Below are 19,966 nucleotides of genomic sequence, written 5' to 3'. Positions count from 1 at the left end.
GGTAGACGGTCCAGGTAAGGCGTTTTAAAAAACGGCGTGGATATAATTTCTAGGTAGCCTGTCTGGCTCTTTAAAAATATGCGTTTCGGCTCTACCTAAAGTACGGTAGGCCAAGTTTTTTCTCACTTACATAGAGTATCCCCTGGGGCGCTTGACAGATGTCAAGCGCATCGTCGATCAGGAAGCTGTGGAAACCCTGGTGCGCTATCGCTATGACGATAACGGCCAACTGATCGAGGTCATCAACCGCAACGTGATTCCGTCCGGCATTTCCACTACGCCGACGGCCTGATGGTACGCCACAGCAATGCGCTTGGCCTGATGTGCGAATACCGTTGGCAAACCCAGGACGGTAAACCGCGCGTGGTCGAGCACTGGACCAGCGACGGCGAGCATTATCATTTCCGCTACGACTTCGGCCAACGTACCAGTTGCGCGACCGACGTGTTGGGCCGCGAACTGGAGATCCAGTACAACGAGGACAACCGCGTCATCGCCAGCCGGGATTTCGGTGGCGAACGCTACAAGATCGATTTCGACGCGTTCGGCAACATCGTCGGCCTCACCTTGCCCGACGGTAACCCCGACGCGACCTACAAATCCAAGTACCTGTGGTGGAACACCCAGGCCCAGGTCGAGCGTTACCAGGACTGCTCGGGCAAAAGTACCTATTACCGCTACGACGAGCGTCAACACCTGGTCGCCGTCACCGATGCGCTGAACCAGACGACCACGCTGGAGCGCAAACCAGACGGTGAGGTGCTGAAAATCATCCACCCGGACGGCACCTCGGAAACCTTCACCTACAACACCCTCGGCCAGGTAATCGCACACACCGACGGCAAGGGCCAAACCACCCGCCTGCAGCGCAATTCAAGAGGCCTGCCCAGCAGCCGCCAGGACGCCAAGGGCCAGCGAATTCGCTACGAGTACGACAAAGCCATTCGCCTGACCGCGTTGGTCAACGAGAACAACGCGACCTACAGCTTTGCCTACGATGCGTCGGACCGGTTGGTCGAAGAAGTACGGGTGGATAACCTGACCCGACGTTTCAGCTACAACGTCGGAGGTCATCTCATCCGACTGGATGAGATTGGCTACGGCGAAAACGCCGAACGCCCGGAACGGCACACGCTGTTCGAGCGTGACAGCATTGGCCGGTTGGTCGCCAAGATCAACCGCGATGCGAGCCAGACCTTTGCGTACGACGACGGCGACCGGTTAGTGAGCATCGAGCGGCAACCGACCGGGATCGGCAAGCAGCTTGGGGTCACGGAAGAGAAGCTGGAGTACGCCTACGATCTGCTGGGCCGGCTGACGAAAGAAATCACGCCCGCTGGCACGCTCAGTTATGAATATGACCCGCTCAGCAACCTGACCACATTGACCCTGCCAGATGGCCGCAAGGTCAACCACCTGTACTACGGCAGCGGGCACCTCAAAACTTGAGGAGTGGGCTAAGACAGGTGGTAAAAGTGGCAGCCCCCTGGCTTGACGTGGCACCACCACGAGGATGTTAATAGGCTATCTCTAGTGGATCGTATGGATCATAAGTCGAATCATAGTTTATACCACCCGACTGGTAAAGGCGGTAGAGATATATGGGGTGGTGGCGCTCAAGGGCGAAAAGGCAAGCTTGACGGCGCAACCGGAAAAATTTGCTGTGGTTGATCAACTGGAGAAATGTCATGTTATTGAAGGATAAGTTTTATGCTCTTTCAGAGCTAATCGAGCATGTTAAGGTTTTTGCAGAGCAAGACGATGACTTTTGTCTTTATGGTCAGGATCAAGATCACCTAGATTTAAAGATGCAATATTTTGTGGCGGATTATCCAAGCGTTAAAGACGATAAGGAGATCTATCCAGAGTCCGTAAAAAAAGCAGGGCTGAGTTATCTCTATGCGGGGCAGCAATTTGTTGATGTTGTAACGTTGTTGGCGGAGCAAAAGCCTGATGCATCGTATGATGACTATGTTAAGTCCTTAAATTATTATCAAGATAATGATGAATTTATCGATTTGTGATTTTTTACTTTTAATCTCTTCACATGAGTCGGCGCTTTGATCGGTAGAAGGCAAAATGTGCGAGGCAAGTTAGCCTCGCACAGACATACGTAGGTTGTATTCACGTTCCCAGCCTGCAAGCCAATCGATATTTAAAATTCAGACTTATGGACTGAGGCGTAAGTCTCAGTCCTATTGGTAGCGTGTCCGACGGCACCCTGACCGAGGCTGTCACTACCGCTGGGAAACCCAGGGTGGCAAACCACGGGTGGTCGAGCACTGGACCAGCAACGGTGAGCACTACCATTTCCGCTACGACCTGAGCGCCCGCACCAGTTGGACCACCGACGTGCTCGGTCGCGAGCTGGAAGTGCAGTACAACGCTGACCATCGCGTGGTTGCCAGCCGGGACTATGGTGGCGAGCGCTATGCCATCGAGCTGGACGAACACGGCAACATGGTCGGGCTAGGCCTGCCGGACGACAACAAACTCGCCTTCAAGTACGACGAGTTCGCCCGCCTGCTCGAGGATACCGACCCGCTGGGCCGCAAGATCGCCTACGAGTATCACCACTTGACCACCCTGGTGACCCAGGTCAGCTACCCGGACGGCAGCACCTGGCAGAAGCTTCTGACAGAACCGATGAAATGTAGGAATCAGGGACGAATCTCGATCAAGGTCCCGTCCTTGACCATGCTCCAGACTTCCTGCATGTCCGCGTTGCGCATGGCGATGCAGCCTTCGGTCCAGTCCAGGGTGTGGAAGTACCACTCCGGGTATTCCTCGTCGATGGGCGTACCGTGGATCATGATCATGCCGCCAGGGTTGACGCCTTCACGGCGGGCGCGGGCGGCATCGCTGATATTGGGGTAGGAGATGTGCATGGCCAGGTTGAAGCGGTCGCTGACCTTGCGCCAGTCCAGCCAGTAGAGGCCTTCGGGGGTGCGGTTGTCGCCCTCGCGCTCCTTGGTGCCCTTGGGTTGCTTGCCCAGGGAGATGCGGTAGGTCTTGAGCGGCTCGCCACGGCTGATCAGTTGCAGGCGGCGCTCGGACTTGAGCACCAGCACCTTGTCGACCAACGGTTGACGGGTGACCGAGGACTGCGTGGCGTCCTGTGGCTTGCGGATGATGGTCTCGGTGAACGCAGCCTGGGACACCGACGTAACGCAAAGGCAGAAAAGGGCGAGCAACCAGCGCATGAAACCGTATCCCTGAAAACTAGGTGATGGACGACGAGACATTCATCGGGGGCAGGTACTCATGGCCTACCGGGTAGGACTGCCCGATGCGGTCGCGATAATAGCATTCTAGTGTGCGTGCCACGGTGCGGAAAGCCAGCTGGTCCCATGGAATTTCATGTTCCTCGAACAAGCGCACTTCCAGGCTCTCGATTCCGACGGCGAAATCCAGGTCGGCCAGTTCGGCGCGGAAGAACACATGCACCTGGTCGATGTGCGGCAGGTCGAACAACTGGTACAGGCTCATGTGCCCGACCCGGGCGCAGGCTTCCTCCACGGTTTCGCGACGGGCGGCTTGCTCGAGGGTCTCGCCGTTTTCCATGAAACCGGCGGGCAGCGTCCAGAACCCACGGCGCGGCTCGATCGCACGGCGACACAGCAAGACCTGGGTGCCATGGGTGGGCAATACGCCAGCAACGATATTGGGGTTCTGGTAATGGATGGTCTGGCAATGGTCGCAGACATAGCGGGGGCGGCTGTCGCCCTCGGGGATCCGCTGTATCACTGGCTGGCCGCACGCGCTGCAGAATTTCATGCTTTTCTTCCTTTGAGGTACGGCTATCTTGGCGTGCCCGCCACCGTGACCGCAAGCTGCCATCCGGCGGGGCTTGGGTGCGTTGCGGCTTTGGTGCATCATGCAGGGCAGGCCTTGCAATCGAGAGTGTGTAATGCTGGATGAGCTCCTTCGCCGTATGAGCAACCATACCCCCGCGTCATTGGAAACGGACCGTCGTTTCCCCGAAGCGGCGGTTCTCTTGCCCATCACCCGTAGCGAAGAGCCCGAGCTGGTGCTGACCCTGCGGGCCAAGGGCCTTTCCACCCACGGCGGCGAAGTGGCCTTCCCCGGTGGGCGGCGCGACCCGGAAGATCCTGACCTGGTGTTTACCGCCCTGCGTGAAGCCGAGGAGGAAATCGGCCTGCCGCCTGGCCTGGTGGAGGTGGTTGGCCCACTCAGCCCGCTGATCTCCCTGCATGGCCTGAAGGTGACGCCATTCGTCGGTGTGGTGCCGGATTTCGTCGAGTACCGGGCCAACGACGCAGAGATCGCAGCCGTGTTCACCGTGCCGCTGGCATTCTTCCGCCAGGACCCGCGCGAGCATACCCATCGTATCGATTACCAGGGGCGCAGCTGGTATGTGCCTGCCTACCGCTATGGCGAATACAAGATCTGGGGGCTGTCGGCGATCATGATCGTCGAGCTGGTCAACGTGCTGTTCGATGCCGGTATCGACCTGCACCATCCCCCCGAGCGCTTTATACCGATCTGATCGGGCATCCCGCCAAGGCCTTGAACCATGAGGAGCGAGACATGAAATACCGCCTGGGCGACCTGCGGGTCGAAACCCATCCCACCAGCTGGGCCGCGCCCAATGCCACGCTGATCGGCAAGGTGCGCCTGCAGGCCGGGGCCAGCGTCTGGTTCGGTGCAGTGCTGCGTGGCGACAACGAGCTGATCGACATCGGCGAAGGCAGCAATGTCCAGGATGGCACGGTGATGCATACCGACATGGGCTCGCCGCTGACCCTCGGCAAGGGCGTCACCGTCGGCCACAACGCCATGCTCCATGGCTGCACGGTGGGCGACCACAGCCTGGTCGGCATCAATGCGGTGATCCTCAACGGGGCGCGTATCGGCAAGCACTGCATCATCGGCGCCAACGCATTGATCCCGGAAGGCAAGGAGATTCCCGACGGCTCGTTGGTGATGGGTTCACCGGGCAAGGTGGTACGCGAGCTGACCGAGGCGCAGAAGCGCATGCTCGAAGCCAGCGCCGCCCATTACGTGCAGAACGCCGAACGCTATGCCCGTGACCTGGTGCCGCAGGATGACTGACGTGGCTGATCGTGAGCGGCCGGTCGCCTCGCCGTGCGTGAATGTCTGCGCGCTGGATGAACAGGATGTCTGCGTGGGCTGCCAGCGTACGGTGGCCGAGATCACCCGCTGGTCGCGCATGGACAACCAGGAGCGCCGGCAGGTGCTGGTGTTGTGCCATGAGCGGGCGGTGGCGGCTGGGTTGGTCATCGGGCGGTAATCCAGCTCGCCCCCTGTGGGAGCCGGCTTGCCGGCGATAGGGCCATGAAAGGCCACTACCGAGTCAAAAGCTGCAGTTGACTTTGAAATCAAGTATTCTGTGCCGCTTGCCCAACGCGTGATTCCATGTTCTATCTCATCGCCTACATCAGCAGCGTAGTGCTGATCAACTACGCCTTCTCCAGTGCGCCGCACCTGGATGTGATCTGGTCCGCCTGGGGCGGGCTGGTGTTTATCCTGCGTGACATGGTGCAGACCCGCTATGGCCATGGCGCGCTGTTGGCCATGCTGGCGGCCCTGGTGCTGTCCTACGTCACTTCGGAGCCGGCCATCGCGCTGGCCAGCGCCACCGCGTTCTTCATCTCCGAGCTGATCGACTGGCTGGTGTTCAGCGTTACCCGTCGGCCGCTGCGCGACCGCCTGTGGCTGAGTTCGGCGCTGAGCATCCCGGTGGACACCTTCATTTTCTTCGGCATGATCGGTGCCCTGACCCCAGCGGTGATCGGCACGGCGCTGGCCTCGAAATTCGCCGGCGTGACCGCCGTGTGGCTGGCCATGGCTTGGCGCGCACGCCGCACGGCCGTGGTGGGTTGAGGCAGGCGCGCACGCTCTTTGGCGACACCAGGCCGCTTCCACAACAGCCCCAACGGGCGTTGCCAGGTGTAGAATACCGGTCCTTTTTCAGCGGGCGGCAGCCAGCGTGGCGCGGCCCCGACGCCTTCGAGGACCTGAAATGACCCGTATCGGAACCCCATTGTCGCCCACCGCGACCCGTGTACTGCTGTGTGGCTGCGGCGAGCTGGGCAAGGAAGTGGTGATCGAGCTGCAGCGCCTGGGTGTCGAGGTGATCGCCGTGGACCGCTACGCCAATGCACCGGCCATGCAGGTCGCGCATCGCAGCCATGTCATCAACATGCTCGATGGCGCTGCCCTGCGCGCGGTGATCGAGGCTGAAAAGCCGCACTACATCGTGCCGGAAATCGAGGCCATCGCCACCGCCACCTTGGTGGAGCTGGAGAATGAAGGCTTCAACGTGGTGCCCACCGCCCGTGCCACGCAACTGACCATGAACCGAGAGGGTATCCGGCGCCTGGCGGCCGAGGAGCTGGACCTGCCGACCTCGCCCTATCACTTTGCCGATACCTTCGAAGACTACGCCAAGGCGGTCGTCGACCTGGGCTACCCGTGCGTGGTCAAGCCGGTGATGAGCTCCTCGGGCAAGGGCCAGAGCCTGCTGCGCAGCGAAGCCGACCTGCAGAAGGCCTGGGACTATGCCCAGGAAGGTGGCCGTGCCGGCAAGGGCCGGGTGATCATCGAAGGCTTCATCGATTTCGAATACGAGATCACCTTGCTGACCGTGCGCCATGTGGGCGGCACCACCTTCCTGGCACCGGTCGGGCATCGCCAGGAGAAGGGTGACTACCAGGAGTCCTGGCAGCCCCAGGCCATGAGCCCTAAGGCGCTGGCCGAGTCCCAGCGGGTCGCCCAGACGGTCACCGATGCCCTGGGCGGGCGTGGCCTGTTCGGCGTAGAGCTGTTCGTCAAGGGTGACCAGGTATGGTTCAGCGAGGTCTCGCCGCGCCCGCACGACACGGGCCTGGTGACGCTGATCTCCCAGGATCTGTCGCAGTTCGCCCTGCATGCCCGCGCGATCCTCGGCCTGCCGATCCCGGTGGTGCGCCAGTTCGGCCCGTCGGCCTCGGCCGTGATCCTGCCGCAGGGCAAGTCGCAGCAGACCTCGTTCGCCAACCTGGGCGCAGCGTTGAGCGAGCCGGATACCGCGATCCGCCTGTTCGGCAAGCCGGAAATCGACGGCCAGCGGCGCATGGGCGTATGCCTGGCCCGCGACGAGTCGATCGAGGCCGCGCGGGCCAAGGCGACCCGTGCGTCGCAGGCGGTCAAGGTCGAGTTCTGATAGCTGCCGCTCCCACGATTCCTGTAGGAGCGGCCTTGTGCCGCGAAAGGGCCGCAACGCGGCCCCAGCCGTTCAAAGTTCCGCGTTGCGGGTCTCTTTCAGGCACAGCACGGCGATCAGGCTGATCACAGCCGCCGCCGAGACGTAGCCGCCCACCCAGCTCAACCCACCCATGCTCACCAGCTTCTGGGCGAAGAACGGAGCCGCCGAGGCGCCGACGATGCCCCCCAGGTTGTAGGCCGCCGAGGCGCCGGTGTAGCGCACATGGGTCGGGAACAGTTCAGGCAGCAAGGCGCCCATCGGGGCGAAGGTCACGCCCATCAGGAACAGCTCGATGGCCAGGAACAGCGCCACGCCCGTGGTCGAGCCCGAGGTCAGCAGTGGCTCCATGGTGAACCCCGATGCCACCGCCAGCAATGCGCCGACGATCAGCACCGGCTTGCGCCCGTAGCGGTCGCTCAACCAGGCCGACAAGGGCGTGGCCAGGGCCATGAAGACCACGGCGAAGCACAGCATGCCCAGGAAGCTCTGGCGAGTGTAGCCCAGGGTCGAGACCCCGTAGCTCAGGGAAAACACCGTGGAGATGTAGAACAGCGCATAGCACACCACCATCGCCAGGGCGCCCAGCAGGGTCGGCAGCCAGTACTTGGCGAACAGGTCGACCACCGGCAGTTTCACCCGCTCATGACGCGCCACGGCTTTGGCGAACACCGGGCTTTCCTCGAGCTTCAGGCGCACATACAGGCCCACCACCACCAGTGCGGCGCTGAGCAGGAACGGAATGCGCCAGCCCCACTCGCGGAACTGTTCGTCGCTGAGCACCAGGGCCAAGCCCAGGAACAGGCCGTTGGCGGCCAGGAAGCCGATCGAAGGGCCCAATTGCGGGAACATGCCGAACCAGGCCCGCTTGCCTTCGGGCGCGTTCTCGGTGGCCAGTAGCGCCGCTCCGCCCCATTCGCCGCCCAGCCCCAGGCCTTGGCCGAAACGCAACAGGCAGAGCAGTACCGGTGCCCAGATACCGATGCTGTCATAGCCCGGCAACACGCCGATCAGCGTGGTGGACACGCCCATCAGCAACAGCGAGGCGACCAGGGTCGACTTGCGCCCGATGCGGTCGCCGAAATGGCCGAACAGCGCCGAGCCCAGCGGGCGAGCGAGGAAGGCGATGCCGAAGGTGATGAAGGCCGCGAGCATCTGCGCGGTGCCCGAGCCCGACGGGAAGAACACCGGGCCGATCACCAGGGCCGCGGCCGTGGCATAAACGTAGAAGTCGTAGAATTCGATGGCGGTGCCGATGAAGCTGGCGGTGGCCACCTGCGCAGGCGAGTTGACCGGAGTTGCCGGGGTATCGGCATAGGTACTGCTGGTTGTCATCGTGTAGGTCCCTGACAGTCGATTGCTCCTTGTGGGCGGTTCGTGCCCTGCCGGGCAGGCAGGGGCGCACGGGCGCCGGAGCGAATAGTGGTGAGTCGCCCGACTGACGATAGCCCAGGGGGTAGGGAAGGGGAGCGGGCTGTTCTGGGTGGTGAAGCAGGACCGCGGGGCGTGTCAGTGGAGCGGACTGGCCGTAGGACGCCGGGTGCGGGTAGCGGGCGGGACGGCAGGGCTGGGTAAGCGTGACCCGAGTATAGCTACCGGGTCACGGTCCACACCAGTACCTTGCTGGCGCAATTGTCCTCTGTTTCGAGGATTTCCAGGCGATAGCGGCCGATCTTCAGGCAAACGGCGCTTTCCGGGATGCTTTCCAGGGCTTCGGTGACCAGGCCGTTGAGGGTCTTCGGGCCGCCGTCGCAGGGCAGATGCCAGCCGAGGCTGCGGTTGATCTCGCGCAGCGAGGCGGTGCCTTCGATCACGTAGCGGCCATCGGCCAGGGGGTGGACGTGGGGGTTGTCGAGGGACTGTTCGTCCTCGAACTCGCCGACGATCTCCTCGAGGATATCCTCCAGGGTGACGATCCCCAGCACTTCGCCATATTCGTCGACCACCACGCCCAGGCGCCGCTGCTGCTTGTGGAAGTTCAGCAGCTGCATCTGCAGCGGTGTGCTTTCGGGAACGAAATAGGGCTCGTAGCAGGCGGCCCGCAACGCCTCGCGGGTCAGTTCGGCGTGGGGTAGCAGGTGGCTGATCTGTTTGGTGTTGAGGATGGCTTCGACCTGGTTGATATCGCTGTGATAGACCGGCAGGCGGGTATGGCGGCTGACGATCAGCTGCTCGATGATCTGCTCGATCGGCTCGTCCAGGTTGATGCCGTCCACTTCGTTGCGCGGCACCAGGATGTCGTTGACGGTGATCTTGTCCAGCGATTGCAGGCCTTCAAGCAGGCCCGCCCGAGGGGCCTCGAAGGGTTCGGCGTCGTCGAAGTCGCCGTGCTCCTCCGGGTGCAGGGCTACCGCCGTGGGCGGGGTGCGAAACGGCCGCAGGAGCAGTTTGGCGCAGCCATCGAGCAGGCAGGCCAGCGGCTGCAATAGCACCAGCGGCCAGCGCAACAGGGCGCCGAGGGCGACGAAGGCCTGCGGGTTGCGCCGGGCCATGCGTCGTGGCAAGTATTCGCCCAGGACCAGCAAGGTGAAGGTGGCCGCCAAGCCGGCCAGCCAGAAGCCATGCTCACCGTTGTAGCGCTGCCCGGCCAGGCAGGCCAGGCCGAGCACCAGCAGCTTGCCCAGGCTCGCACACAGCACCACGGCCTGGGCCGGCAGGGCGGGTTCGGTGCTTTCAGCGGGGCGCTGGTGGCCGTTGAGCAGTTGGCGGGCCGCGTCGACTGCGGTGAACAGCGCCGACCACAGCAGCGCCAGTGCCAAGGTGCCGAGTAGCGGTGCGTACGGCAAGGTGTTCATGGGCGGCCGTCAGATATGCAGGATGAATTCACGTACCAGCTTGCTGCCGAAATAGGCCAGCATCAGCAGGCAGAAACCGGCGAGGGTCCAGCGGATCGCCTTGTGGCCACGCCAGCCCAGGCGGGTGCGGCCCCACAGCAACAAGCCGAACACCACCCAGGCGATGCAGGACAGCAAGGTCTTGTGCACCAGGTGCTGGGCGAACAGGTTCTCCAGGAACAGCCAGCCGGACACCAGCGAAAGCGAAAGCAGGCCCCAGCCAGCCCAGAGGAAGCCGAACAGCAGGCTTTCCATGGTTTGCAGGGGCGGGAAGTTGCGGATCAGCCCGGAGGGGTGCTTGTGCTTGAGCTGGTGGTCCTGCAGCAGCAGCAACAGGGCCTGGAACACGGCGATGGTGAACAGGCCATAGGCCAGGATCGACAGCAGGATGTGCGCCAGGATCCCCGGCTCCTCGTTGACCAGCGGCACGGTGCCGGGCGGTGCGAACTGGGCCAGCAGGGCGGTGATCGCGCCGAGCGGGAACAGCAGTATCAGCAGGTTTTCCACCGGGATGCGCAGGCAGGCCAACAGGGTCAGGCCGATCACCGCCACGGCGATCAGGCTGGCGGCGCTGAAGAAGTCCAGGCTCAGGCCCAGCGGGGTGATCAACTGGAAGAACAGGGCGCCGCCCTGGGCGAGCACGGCAAGGGCACCGAGCAGGCCGAGCAGGCGCTTGTCGGCCTTGCGGCCCTGGGCGAGGTAGGCACCCTGGTAGATGGCTGCGGCTATATAAAGGCCGGCGGCGATCAGGTTGGGGATGAGGCTGGGAGAGGAGACCATAAGTCCTGGTTGGCGAGCCTTAAAGAGACGGAGTGTGGCATAGATCGCCGCTGCCAAGGAAGACCGGCAGGCCCCATCGCCTGCAAGGCGGCTCCCACCTGTCCCGCGCTGCTTTCAGAGACACCGCCATACCTGTGGGAGCCGGCTTGCCGGCGCTGGGGGCACCGACCATCCAGATCCGGTGGTGCCAAGGTGTGCGCCGTCGCCGCTCTTCGCTATAATCGCCGCCTTGCTGTGCCCAGCGCGTGTACATATTCACCTGGGCGCCTGAAAAACCTCGGCTTCACTAGGGCCTGAAAGGATCACCATGTTCGAAAACCTGACCGACCGCCTGTCACAGACGCTGCGCCATGTCACCGGCAAGGCCAAGCTGACCGAAGACAACATCAAGGACACGCTGCGCGAAGTGCGCATGGCCCTGCTCGAGGCCGACGTCGCCCTGCCGGTGGTCAAGGATTTCGTCAACAGCGTCAAGGAGCGTGCGGTCGGCACCGAGGTGTCGCGCAGCCTGACCCCGGGCCAGGCGTTCGTGAAGATCGTCCAGGCCGAACTCGAAGGCCTGATGGGCGCCGCCAACGAAGACCTGGCGCTCAATGCCGCTCCGCCCGCCGTGGTGCTGATGGCCGGCCTGCAGGGCGCGGGCAAGACCACCACCGCCGGCAAGCTGGCGCGCTTCCTTAAAGAGCGCAAGAAAAAGAGCGTGATGGTGGTCTCGGCCGACGTCTACCGCCCGGCGGCGATCAAACAGCTGGAAACCCTGGCCAATGACATCGGCGTGACCTTCTTCCCGTCCGACATCAGCCAGAAGCCCGTGGCCATCGCCGAGGCGGCGATCCGCGAGGCCAAGCTCAAGTACATCGACGTGGTGATCGTCGATACCGCCGGCCGTCTGCACATCGACGCCGACATGATGGACGAGATCAAGGCCCTGCACGCCGCGGTCAAGCCGGTCGAGACCCTGTTCGTGGTCGACGCCATGACCGGCCAGGACGCCGCCAACACCGCCAAGGCCTTCGGCGACGCGCTGCCATTGACCGGCGTGGTGCTGACCAAGGTCGACGGCGACGCCCGTGGCGGTGCCGCGCTGTCGGTGCGCGCCATCACCGGCAAGCCGATCAAGTTCATCGGCATGGGCGAGAAGACCGAGGCCCTGGAGCCGTTCCACCCGGACCGTATCGCCTCGCGAATCCTCGGCATGGGCGACGTGCTCAGCCTGATCGAGCAGGCCGAGCAGAACATCGACAAGGCCAAGGCTGACAAGCTCGCCAAGAAGCTCAAGAAGGGCAAGGGCTTCGACCTCGAGGACTTCCGCGACCAGCTGCAGCAGATGAAGAACATGGGCGGCCTGGGCGGCCTGATGGACAAGCTGCCGAGCATCGGCGGGGTCAACCTGTCGCAGATGGGCAATGCCCAGGGCGCGGCCGAGAAGCAGTTCAAGCAGATGGAGGCGATCATCGACTCGATGACGCCGGCCGAACGCCGCGACCCGGAAATCATCAGCGGCTCGCGCAAACGCCGCATCGCCCTCGGCTCCGGCACCCAGGTGCAGGATGTCGGCCGGCTGATCAAGCAGCACAAGCAAATGCAGAAGATGATGAAGAAATTCTCCGCCAAGGGCGGCATGGCCAAGATGATGCGTGGCCTGGGCGGGATGCTGCCGGGTGGCGGCATGCCGAAGCTGTAATGTCATTCAGGGCGGTTGCCTTTGATCGGGCAGCCACCCGGAACCCCCGCCTTGGCGGGAACGATGTCGCGAAATCCGCGGCTTAACCGGCAGATCTGAACGGCGCGGCAGGCCCTCGCCGAAAAAGGCATTTGCAAATGTCCGTGTATTCCCCGAGAATATGCGGCCTTTTGGGCACCCTGTGCCCATTTGGGCATTCAGATTTGCAGCACCGACTATAGGAACGATGTTCACATGGTAACCATCCGTCTTGCCCGTGGCGGCTCGAAAAAGCGCCCATTCTACCACCTGACCGTGACCAACTCGCGTAACGCCCGTGACGGCCGTTTCGTTGAGCGCGTTGGCTTCTTCAACCCGATCGCATCGGGCGCCGAAGTCAAGCTGTCGGTCAACCAGGAACGCGTCAACTACTGGCTGAGCCAGGGCGCGCAGCCGTCTGAGCGTGTTGCTCAGCTGCTGAAGGACGCTGCCAAGGCCGCTGCCTGAGCAGTATGAACGCGACGCCAGAAAACGCTGACGCCCTCATCGTCGTCGGCAAGATTTTTTCGGTTCACGGCGTTCGCGGCGAGGTGAAGGTGTACTCCTTTACCGATCCGATTGAAAACCTGTTGGATTATCCGCGCTGGACGCTTCGGCACGAAGGCAAGGTAAAGCAGGTCGAGCTGGTCAACGGTCGTGGCTCCCAAAAGGGCCTGGTCGTGAAATTGAAAGGCCTCGATGATCGTGATGAAGCGCGTCTTCTGAGCGGTTACGAAATCTGCATCCCGCGGAGCCTTTTGCCCAACCTGGCAGCCGACGAGTACTACTGGTACCAGTTGGTGGGCCTGAAGGTCATCAATCAGGACGAACAGCTGTTCGGCAAGATCGATCACCTGTTGGAGACCGGTGCGAACGATGTAATGGTGGTCAAGCCTTGCGCAGGCAGCCTGGATGATCGCGAGCGTCTGTTGCCCTATACGGAGCAATGTGTGCTGGCAGTCGACCTGGAAGCAGGCGTGATGCGAGTCGAATGGGACGCGGATTTCTAACGATGGGCAACCTTCGCGTAGAAGTCGTCACCCTGTTCCCCGAGATGTTCTCGGCCATCACGGAGTACGGCATTACCAGCCGCGCGGTGAAACAGGGGTTGCTGCAGGTGACCTGCTGGAACCCGCGGGACTACACCACGGATCGCCATCACACGGTGGATGATCGGCCTTTTGGCGGTGGTCCTGGCATGGTGATGAAGATCAAGCCTCTGGAAGACGCCCTGGCCAGCGCCAGGCAGGCAACCGGAGCATCGGCGAAGGTGATCTACCTCTCGCCACAAGGCCGCAAGCTGACCCAGCAGGCGGTCGAAGGTCTGGCACAACAGGAATCGTTGATCCTGATTGCCGGCCGTTATGAAGGCATCGACGAGCGTTTTATCGAGGCTCATGTCGATGAAGAGTGGTCGATTGGCGACTATGTGCTTTCCGGTGGCGAGCTGCCGGCCATGGTACTGATCGATGCGGTTACGCGATTGCTGCCCGGAGCTTTAGGGCATGTGGACTCGGCGCAGGAAGATTCCTTCACCGATGGTCTGCTCGATTGCCCGCACTACACCCGACCGGAGGTGTATGCGGATCAGCGCGTTCCCGACGTGTTGCTTAGCGGCAACCATGCACACATCCGGCGTTGGCGGTTGAAGCAGTCCCTTGGTAGGACCTTCGAACGACGCGCCGATCTTCTGGAAAGTCGCTCGCTTTCTGGAGAAGAGAAGAAGCTGCTCGAGGAATACCTCCGCGAGCGGGACGATAGTTAACGTATCGATGGTGGATCGAGTTATCCGCCTTAGGAGCACAGCATGACCAACAAGATCATCCAGCAGCTCGAAGCCGAGCAGATGAACAAGGAAATCCCTGCCTTCGCACCAGGCGACACCATTGTCGTCCAGGTCAAAGTGAAGGAAGGCGACCGTTCCCGTCTGCAGGCGTTCGAAGGTGTCGTTATCGCCAAGCGCAACCGCGGCCTGAACAGCGCCTTCACCGTGCGCAAGATCTCCAGCGGCGTTGGCGTAGAGCGTACCTTCCAGACCTACAGCCCGCAGATCGACAGCCTGTCCGTGAAACGTCGTGGTGACGTGCGTAAGGCCAAGCTGTACTACCTGCGCGACCTGTCCGGCAAAGCCGCTCGCATCAAGGAAAAACTGTCCTGAGTGCAGTTTGACCGGTGGCCGAGGCCACCTTGCGAGAGAAAAAGCAGCCTTCGGGCTGCTTTTTTGCTTTCTGCTGCAGGGATTGTTCACTGGCTCTGTAGGAGCGGGCTTGTCCCGCGATTGGGCGCAAAGCGCCCCCCTTCCATTCTTCAGCGATTGGCCACGCCCGCCTCGACAGCCGTTTTCGCCTCCCGATCAGCCTCTACCAGCGCCACCAGCGTCCACCCTGGCTGGGGTTTTAACGGTGCGTCCGGGCTGGCCACATGCACCCAGCCATTGGCATCGCGGGCGAACAGGACGGTGGCTCGATCGCCATGCAGGTCCTGGTAGTCCTGCCAGGAAAAGCCCTCGGTCAGGTGGGTGCTGTACAGCTCGGCGCCCTGGTGCAGACGGTTGGCCAGTTGCCCGTAGGTCATCGGGCTCGCCCCCAGCAGTTGGCCGCGATGTTCCTCGCTGGCCCGGTGCTTGTCGCTGCGCTGCTTCTCCAGGCCACTGGCCAGTACGAACAGGCGGTTGTGGCCGAAGTCATGGCGAAAGCGCGCGCAGGCCAAGGCATTGAGCTCGCCTGCCGGCGACAGGCCGAGCAGGTGGCCAAGACCGACCAGGTCCAGGTGGGCATCGGCATGCTGGGAGGCAGGGTTGCCGAAATAGGTCGGCAGCCCATCCATGCGCGCAGCGCGGATGTTTTCCCAGCTCGAGTCGGTCAGCAGGACCCGGCTACCCAGTTGCTGCAAGGCTTTGGCGACGGCGCGTGCCGGTGGGTTGGCGCCGACGATGAGAAAGCCGCTGGGCGCAGGTTCGGCGACCTTGAGCAGGCGGGCCAGGGGCCTGGCGGTGGCGCTCTGCAGCACCACGGTGCCGATGATCACCGCGAAGGTCAGAGGTACCAGCAGCAGGGCGCCCTCATGACCCGCTTCGTCCAGGCGGATGGCGAAGATGGCCGAGACCGCCGCGGCGACGATACCCCGTGGGGCGATCCAGGCCAGCAGCAGGCGTTCGCGCCATGCCAACGTCGAGCCCCAGGTGGACAGCAGAACATTGAGCGGGCGTGCCAGCAGTTGGATCACCAGCAGCAACGCCAGTACCGCCGGGCCCAGGGCCAGCAGTGCATGCAGGTCGAGGCGGGCGGCCAGGAGGATGAACAGGCCGGAAATCAACAGCACGCTGAGGTTTTCCTTGAAGTGCAGGATCTGCCGTACATCCACCCCCGGCATGTTCGCCAGCCACATGCCCATCACCGTCACCGCCAGCAGGCCGGATTCATGGACGATCTGGTTGGCGGCGATGAAGATGCCCAGCACCGCGGCCAACGAGGCCAGGTTGTGCAGGTACTCCGGCAGCCACTGGGCACGCATCACCTGGCCCAGCAGCCAGCCGCCGGCGGCGCCCAGGGCGCTGCCGCAGAAGATCACCCCGCCGAAGGTCACCAGGCTCTGGCTGAGCCCTTCGCCATCGGTGCGGGCGATGATGAAGCTGTAGACCACCACTGCCAGCAAGGCACCGATCGGGTCGATGACGATGCCTTCCCAGCGCAGGATGTTGGCGATCGCCGCCTTGGGCCGCACCACGCGGAGCATGGGCACGATCACCGTCGGGCCGGTCACCAGGGTCAGAGTGCCGAACAGGATCGCCAGCGGCCAGTCGAAGCCCAGCAGCCAATGGGTGGCCAGGGCGATCACCACCCAGGTGCTCAGCGCGCCCAGGGTCACCAGCCGGTGCACCACGCTGCCGATCTCACGCCATTGGGACAGGTGCAGCGTCAGGCTGCCTTCGAACAGGATCAGGGCCACGGCCAGGGATACCAGCGGCATCAGCAGCGGGCCGAACAGGTCTTGTGGCGACAGCCAGCCGAGCACGGGGCCGGCGACGATCCCGCACAGCAGCAGGAACAGGATCGCAGGCAGCTTCAGGCGCCAGGCCAGCCATTGGCAAGCCAGTGCGGCGGCACCGATGCCACCGAAACTCAGGAGAATCTGCTGTTCGCTCATGCGGGCTCCCTATGCCGACGTTGTTATGAAAGACTAAGCGCCAATTCGTCGTTTGCCACCGAGTTTTCATGTCCGCCCTCGACCACCCCCTGATCGACCAGTTCCTCGATGCCCTGTGGCTTGAAAAAGGCCTGTCCGATAACACCCGCGCCTCCTACCGAAGCGACCTGGCCCTGTTCAATGGCTGGCTGCAGGCGCGCGGCGTGGCATTGCCGGACGTTGGTCGCGAACTGATCTTCGATCACCTGGCCTGGCGCGTCGACCAGGGCTACAAGCCGCGTTCCACGGCGCGCTTTCTTTCCGGGCTGCGCGGCTTTTTCCGCTACCTGCTGCGCGAGCGGCTGGTCAGTGTCGACCCGACTTTGCAGGTCGACATGCCGCAGTTGGGCCGGCCTTTGCCCAAATCTCTCTCCGAGGCCGACGTCGAGGCATTGCTCAAGGCGCCGGACCTGGGCGAGGCCATCGGCCAGCGCGACCGGGCCATGCTTGAGGTCCTTTATGCCTGTGGGCTGCGCGTTACCGAACTGGTCAGCCTGACATTGGACCAGGTCAATTTGCGCCAGGGCGTGTTGCGGGTCATGGGCAAGGGCAGCAAGGAGCGCCTGGTGCCGATGGGGGAGGAGGCTGTGGTGTGGCTGGAGCGCTACCTGCGCGACGGGCGCGGCGAACTGCTCAACGGCCGCCCCAGCGACGTGCTGTTCCCCAGCCAGCGGGGCGAGCAGATGACCCGGCAGACCTTCTGGCACCGCATCAAGCACCAGGCCAAGGTGGCCGGGATCGACAAGCCGCTGTCGCCCCATACCCTGCGCCACGCCTTCGCCACCCACTTGCTCAACCACGGCGCGGACCTGCGTGTGGTGCAGATGCTGCTGGGGCACAGCGACCTGTCCACCACGCAGATCTACACCCATGTGGCCAAGGCGCGCCTGCAACAGCTGCATGCCCAGCACCATCCGCGTGGATGAATGATTTTCATGTTCCGACCTGTGGCGTGTGAGGGCTGATTTAGCGCCTGCCGGTTGTGGTAGGCTTGGACGGTTTCCAAGGGCCGCACGGTCGACGCCCGCTTGCCGCATGTCGACGCCCTCCGGCCCCGTCCGCCTTCAGGAGTACCCCATGCGCGTGACCCATCTTTTCGCCGCCGCCGCCCTGGCGCTGGCCAGCACCTTTGCCGTGGCTGCGGCCAGCGACGCCGGTGCCGGCGCCGAGCAGGCGATCCGCAACACCCTCAAGACGCTTGAGCTGGAAGTACCGATCGAGAGCGTGGCCAGCAGCCCGGTCAATGGCCTCTATGAAGTCAAGCTGCAGGGCGGACGCGTGCTGTATGCCAGCGCCGACGGCCAGTTCGTGATGCAGGGCTACCTGTACCAGATCCAGGACGGCAAGCCGGTCAACCTCACCGAGAAGACCGAGCGCCAGGGCATCGCCAAGCTCATCAACGGCATTCCGGCTGCCGAGATGGTGGTTTATCCTGCCAAGGGCCAGACCAAATCGCATATCACCGTCTTCACCGATACCACCTGCCCGTATTGCCACAAGCTGCACGCCGAAGTGCCCGAGCTCAACCGTCGCGGTATCGAAGTGCGCTATGTCGCCTTCCCGCGCCAGGGCCTGGGCTCGCCGGGTGACGAACAGCTGCAGGCGGTCTGGTGCTCCAGCGACCGTCGCGCGGCACTGGACAAGATGATCGATGGCAAGGAAATCAAGGCCGCCAAGTGCGCCAACCCGGTCGGCAAGCAGTTCCACTTGGGCCAGTCGATCGGCGTCAATGGCACGCCTGCGATCGTCCTGGAAAGTGGCCAGGTGATTCCGGGCTACCAGCCGGCCCCTCAGGTGGCCAAGCTGGCGCTGGCGCAAGGCAAGTAATTCAAACAGTACGCCGTCTTCATGGGGAGACGGCACGTTTCACGGTCGGCGCAGGTGCCGGCCGTTCAATGGGGAGTTCACAGTGAAACCGGTCAAAGTAGGCATCTGTGGGTTGGGGACCGTCGGTGGCGGAACCTTCAATGTACTTCAGCGCAACGCCGAGGAGATCGCCCGCCGTGCCGGGCGCGGTATTGAAGTGGCACAGATCGCCATGCGCTCGCAGAACCCGAACTGCCAGATTACCGGTACCCCCATTACCGCTGATGTGTTCGAGGTCGCGTGCAACCCCGAGATCGATATCGTCATCGAGCTGATCGGTGGCTACACCATTGCCCGTGACCTGGTGCTCAAGGCCATCGAGAACGGCAAGCACGTGGTCACCGCCAACAAGGCGCTGATCGCCGTGCATGGCAACGAGATCTTCGCCAAGGCCCGCGAGAAGGGCGTCATCGTCGCCTTCGAAGCTGCGGTGGCCGGCGGCATCCCGGTGATCAAGGCGATCCGCGAAGGCTTGTCGGCCAACCGTATCAACTGGCTGGCGGGCATCATCAACGGCACCGGCAACTTCATCCTGACCGAAATGCGTGACAAGGGCCGTGCCTTCCCCGAAGTGCTGGCCGAAGCCCAGGCCCTGGGCTACGCCGAAGCCGACCCGACCTTCGACGTCGAAGGCATCGATGCCGCCCACAAACTGACCATCCTGGCGTCCATCGCCTTCGGTATCCCGCTGCAGTTCGACAAAGCCTACACCGAAGGCATCACCCAGCTGACCACTGCGGACGTCAACTACGCCGAGGCCCTGGGTTACCGTATCAAGCACCTGGGCGTGGCCCGCAGCACCGACGCCGGTATCGAGCTGCGTGTCCACCCGACGCTGATCCCCAACGACCGCCTGATCGCCAACGTCAACGGCGTGATGAACGCCGTGATGGTCAATGGCGACGCCGCTGGTTCCACCTTGTACTACGGCGCTGGTGCCGGCATGGAGCCGACTGCCTCCTCGGTCGTCGCCGACCTGGTGGATGTTGTCCGCGCCATGACCTCCGACCCCGAGAACCGCGTGCCGCACCTGGCCTTCCAGCCAGACTCGCTGTCGGCCCACCCGATCCTGCCGATCGAGGCCTGCGAGAGCGCCTACTACCTGCGCATCCAGGCCAAGGATCACCCGGGCGTGCTGGCCCAGGTGGCGAGCATCCTCTCCGAGCGCGGTATCAACATCGAGTCGATCATGCAGAAGGAAGCCGAGGAGCAGGATGGCCTGGTGCCGATGATCCTCCTGACCCACCGCGTGGTGGAGCAGCGCATCAACGACGCCATCGTTGCCCTGGAAGCCTTGCAGGACGTGGTCGGCAAGGTCGTGCGCATCCGCGTCGAACAGCTCAATTAATGTCAGCGGCGGGCCGCGACGGC

The 19,966-nt window shown here is 63.0% G+C and carries 21 protein-coding genes and 2 pseudogenes; 17 read left to right on the top strand and 6 right to left on the bottom strand.

From position 1 onward, the window contains the following. Positions 1–127 precede the first annotated feature (127 nt). From AC1MHZ_RS05130 to AC1MHZ_RS05115, 4 genes and pseudogenes are all read left to right on the top strand, one after another. A pseudogene (locus AC1MHZ_RS05130) lies at positions 128–1,440 on the top strand (type IV secretion protein Rhs); the annotation flags it as partial. Between the two features lie 51 nt (positions 1,441–1,491). After that, positions 1,492–1,671: an HNH endonuclease gene (locus AC1MHZ_RS05125; protein WP_482966093.1), complete on the top strand. Its 180-nt coding sequence runs from the start codon at positions 1,492–1,494 to the stop codon at positions 1,669–1,671. Between the two features lie 17 nt (positions 1,672–1,688). Next, positions 1,689–2,024 carry a DUF7716 domain-containing protein gene (locus AC1MHZ_RS05120; RefSeq protein WP_416767994.1) on the top strand — a complete coding sequence of 112 codons (336 nt, stop codon included), beginning with the start codon at positions 1,689–1,691 and terminating at the stop codon, positions 2,022–2,024. 205 nt (positions 2,025–2,229) lie between these two features. Continuing rightward, a pseudogene (locus tag AC1MHZ_RS05115) lies at positions 2,230–2,628 on the top strand (hypothetical protein); the annotation flags it as partial. Between the two features lie 32 nt (positions 2,629–2,660). On the opposite strand, the gene AC1MHZ_RS05110 reads toward AC1MHZ_RS05115, so the two are convergent. Both AC1MHZ_RS05110 and AC1MHZ_RS05105 read right to left on the bottom strand, forming a co-directional pair. Further along, on the bottom strand, positions 2,661–3,203 hold the full coding sequence (locus AC1MHZ_RS05110; protein WP_084856743.1) for a L,D-transpeptidase family protein: 543 nt from the start codon (positions 3,201–3,203) through the stop codon (positions 2,661–2,663). A gap of 19 nt (positions 3,204–3,222) precedes the next feature. Continuing rightward, positions 3,223–3,777: an NUDIX hydrolase gene (locus tag AC1MHZ_RS05105; protein ID WP_465001376.1), complete on the bottom strand. Its 555-nt coding sequence runs from the start codon at positions 3,775–3,777 to the stop codon at positions 3,223–3,225. A gap of 133 nt (positions 3,778–3,910) precedes the next feature. Here AC1MHZ_RS05105 and AC1MHZ_RS05100 point away from each other — a divergent pair, with 133 nt between their 5' ends. From AC1MHZ_RS05100 to purT, 5 genes are all read left to right on the top strand, one after another. Then, complete coding sequence (locus tag AC1MHZ_RS05100; protein ID WP_084856746.1) at positions 3,911–4,510, top strand: CoA pyrophosphatase; 600 nt, start codon at positions 3,911–3,913, stop codon at positions 4,508–4,510. Between the two features lie 41 nt (positions 4,511–4,551). Continuing rightward, positions 4,552–5,076, top strand: a complete 525-nt coding sequence (locus AC1MHZ_RS05095) for a gamma carbonic anhydrase family protein (protein ID WP_084856748.1) — start codon at positions 4,552–4,554, stop codon at positions 5,074–5,076. After that, positions 5,069–5,275, top strand: coding sequence for a DUF1289 domain-containing protein (locus AC1MHZ_RS05090; RefSeq protein WP_084856749.1), 207 nt, complete (start codon positions 5,069–5,071; stop codon positions 5,273–5,275). The genes AC1MHZ_RS05095 and AC1MHZ_RS05090 overlap by 8 nt, the downstream gene beginning before the upstream one ends. Before the next feature lie 125 nt (positions 5,276–5,400). Then, on the top strand, positions 5,401–5,868 hold the full coding sequence (locus AC1MHZ_RS05085; protein WP_084856751.1) for a VUT family protein: 468 nt from the start codon (positions 5,401–5,403) through the stop codon (positions 5,866–5,868). Positions 5,869–6,007: 139 nt separating this feature from the next. Then, the gene (gene purT, locus AC1MHZ_RS05080) at positions 6,008–7,189 is read left to right on the top strand and encodes a formate-dependent phosphoribosylglycinamide formyltransferase (RefSeq protein ID WP_482966092.1); all 1,182 of its coding nucleotides are present in this window, start codon (positions 6,008–6,010) and stop codon (positions 7,187–7,189) included. A gap of 72 nt (positions 7,190–7,261) precedes the next feature. Here purT and AC1MHZ_RS05075 read toward each other — a convergent pair whose 3' ends face one another. The 3 genes from AC1MHZ_RS05075 to AC1MHZ_RS05065 all read right to left on the bottom strand — a co-directional run bounded on the left by AC1MHZ_RS05075 (position 7,262) and on the right by AC1MHZ_RS05065 (position 10,842). Next, entirely contained in the window at positions 7,262–8,563 is a 1,302-nt protein-coding gene (locus AC1MHZ_RS05075) for an MFS transporter (RefSeq protein WP_482966091.1), read from the bottom strand. Between the two features lie 257 nt (positions 8,564–8,820). After that, positions 8,821–10,023, bottom strand: a complete 1,203-nt coding sequence (locus AC1MHZ_RS05070; protein WP_084856756.1) for a transporter associated domain-containing protein — start codon at positions 10,021–10,023, stop codon at positions 8,821–8,823. Positions 10,024–10,032: 9 nt separating this feature from the next. Then, on the bottom strand, positions 10,033–10,842 hold the full coding sequence (locus tag AC1MHZ_RS05065; RefSeq protein ID WP_224456727.1) for a cytochrome C assembly family protein: 810 nt from the start codon (positions 10,840–10,842) through the stop codon (positions 10,033–10,035). A gap of 307 nt (positions 10,843–11,149) precedes the next feature. Between AC1MHZ_RS05065 and ffh the strand changes: the two genes are divergently transcribed. The 5 genes from ffh to rplS all read left to right on the top strand — a co-directional run bounded on the left by ffh (position 11,150) and on the right by rplS (position 14,702). Further along, the gene (gene ffh / locus AC1MHZ_RS05060; RefSeq protein WP_043212452.1) at positions 11,150–12,526 is read left to right on the top strand and encodes a signal recognition particle protein; all 1,377 of its coding nucleotides are present in this window, start codon (positions 11,150–11,152) and stop codon (positions 12,524–12,526) included. Positions 12,527–12,760: 234 nt separating this feature from the next. Next, positions 12,761–13,012: a 30S ribosomal protein S16 gene (gene rpsP / locus AC1MHZ_RS05055; RefSeq protein ID WP_023382041.1), complete on the top strand. Its 252-nt coding sequence runs from the start codon at positions 12,761–12,763 to the stop codon at positions 13,010–13,012. 5 nt (positions 13,013–13,017) lie between these two features. Continuing rightward, complete coding sequence (gene rimM, locus AC1MHZ_RS05050; RefSeq protein WP_070574704.1) at positions 13,018–13,554, top strand: ribosome maturation factor RimM; 537 nt, start codon at positions 13,018–13,020, stop codon at positions 13,552–13,554. A gap of 2 nt (positions 13,555–13,556) precedes the next feature. Further along, entirely contained in the window at positions 13,557–14,309 is a 753-nt protein-coding gene (trmD, locus tag AC1MHZ_RS05045) for a tRNA (guanosine(37)-N1)-methyltransferase TrmD (protein ID WP_196144557.1), read from the top strand. Positions 14,310–14,351: 42 nt separating this feature from the next. Continuing rightward, entirely contained in the window at positions 14,352–14,702 is a 351-nt protein-coding gene (gene rplS, locus AC1MHZ_RS05040) for a 50S ribosomal protein L19 (RefSeq protein ID WP_084856761.1), read from the top strand. Positions 14,703–14,851: 149 nt separating this feature from the next. Here rplS and AC1MHZ_RS05035 read toward each other — a convergent pair whose 3' ends face one another. After that, positions 14,852–16,690, bottom strand: coding sequence for a cation:proton antiporter (locus tag AC1MHZ_RS05035; RefSeq protein WP_084856763.1), 1,839 nt, complete (start codon positions 16,688–16,690; stop codon positions 14,852–14,854). Between the two features lie 68 nt (positions 16,691–16,758). Here AC1MHZ_RS05035 and xerD point away from each other — a divergent pair, with 68 nt between their 5' ends. The 3 genes from xerD (at position 16,759) to AC1MHZ_RS05020 (ending at position 19,943) form a co-directional block, all read left to right on the top strand. Continuing rightward, positions 16,759–17,655 carry a site-specific tyrosine recombinase XerD gene (gene xerD, locus AC1MHZ_RS05030; RefSeq protein ID WP_084856764.1) on the top strand — a complete coding sequence of 299 codons (897 nt, stop codon included), beginning with the start codon at positions 16,759–16,761 and terminating at the stop codon, positions 17,653–17,655. A 151-nt stretch (positions 17,656–17,806) separates the two neighbouring features. After that, the gene (locus AC1MHZ_RS05025) at positions 17,807–18,556 is read left to right on the top strand and encodes a DsbC family protein (RefSeq protein ID WP_324813163.1); all 750 of its coding nucleotides are present in this window, start codon (positions 17,807–17,809) and stop codon (positions 18,554–18,556) included. Positions 18,557–18,638: 82 nt separating this feature from the next. After that, on the top strand, positions 18,639–19,943 hold the full coding sequence (locus tag AC1MHZ_RS05020) for a homoserine dehydrogenase (protein WP_224456721.1): 1,305 nt from the start codon (positions 18,639–18,641) through the stop codon (positions 19,941–19,943). Positions 19,944–19,966: the final 23 nt, after the last annotated feature.

The sequence above is a fragment of the Pseudomonas sp. FA-1 genome (assembly GCF_056856075.1).
The sequence above is the reverse complement of the archived record's forward strand: the minus strand, read 5'-3'. Positions and strand labels throughout refer to the sequence as shown.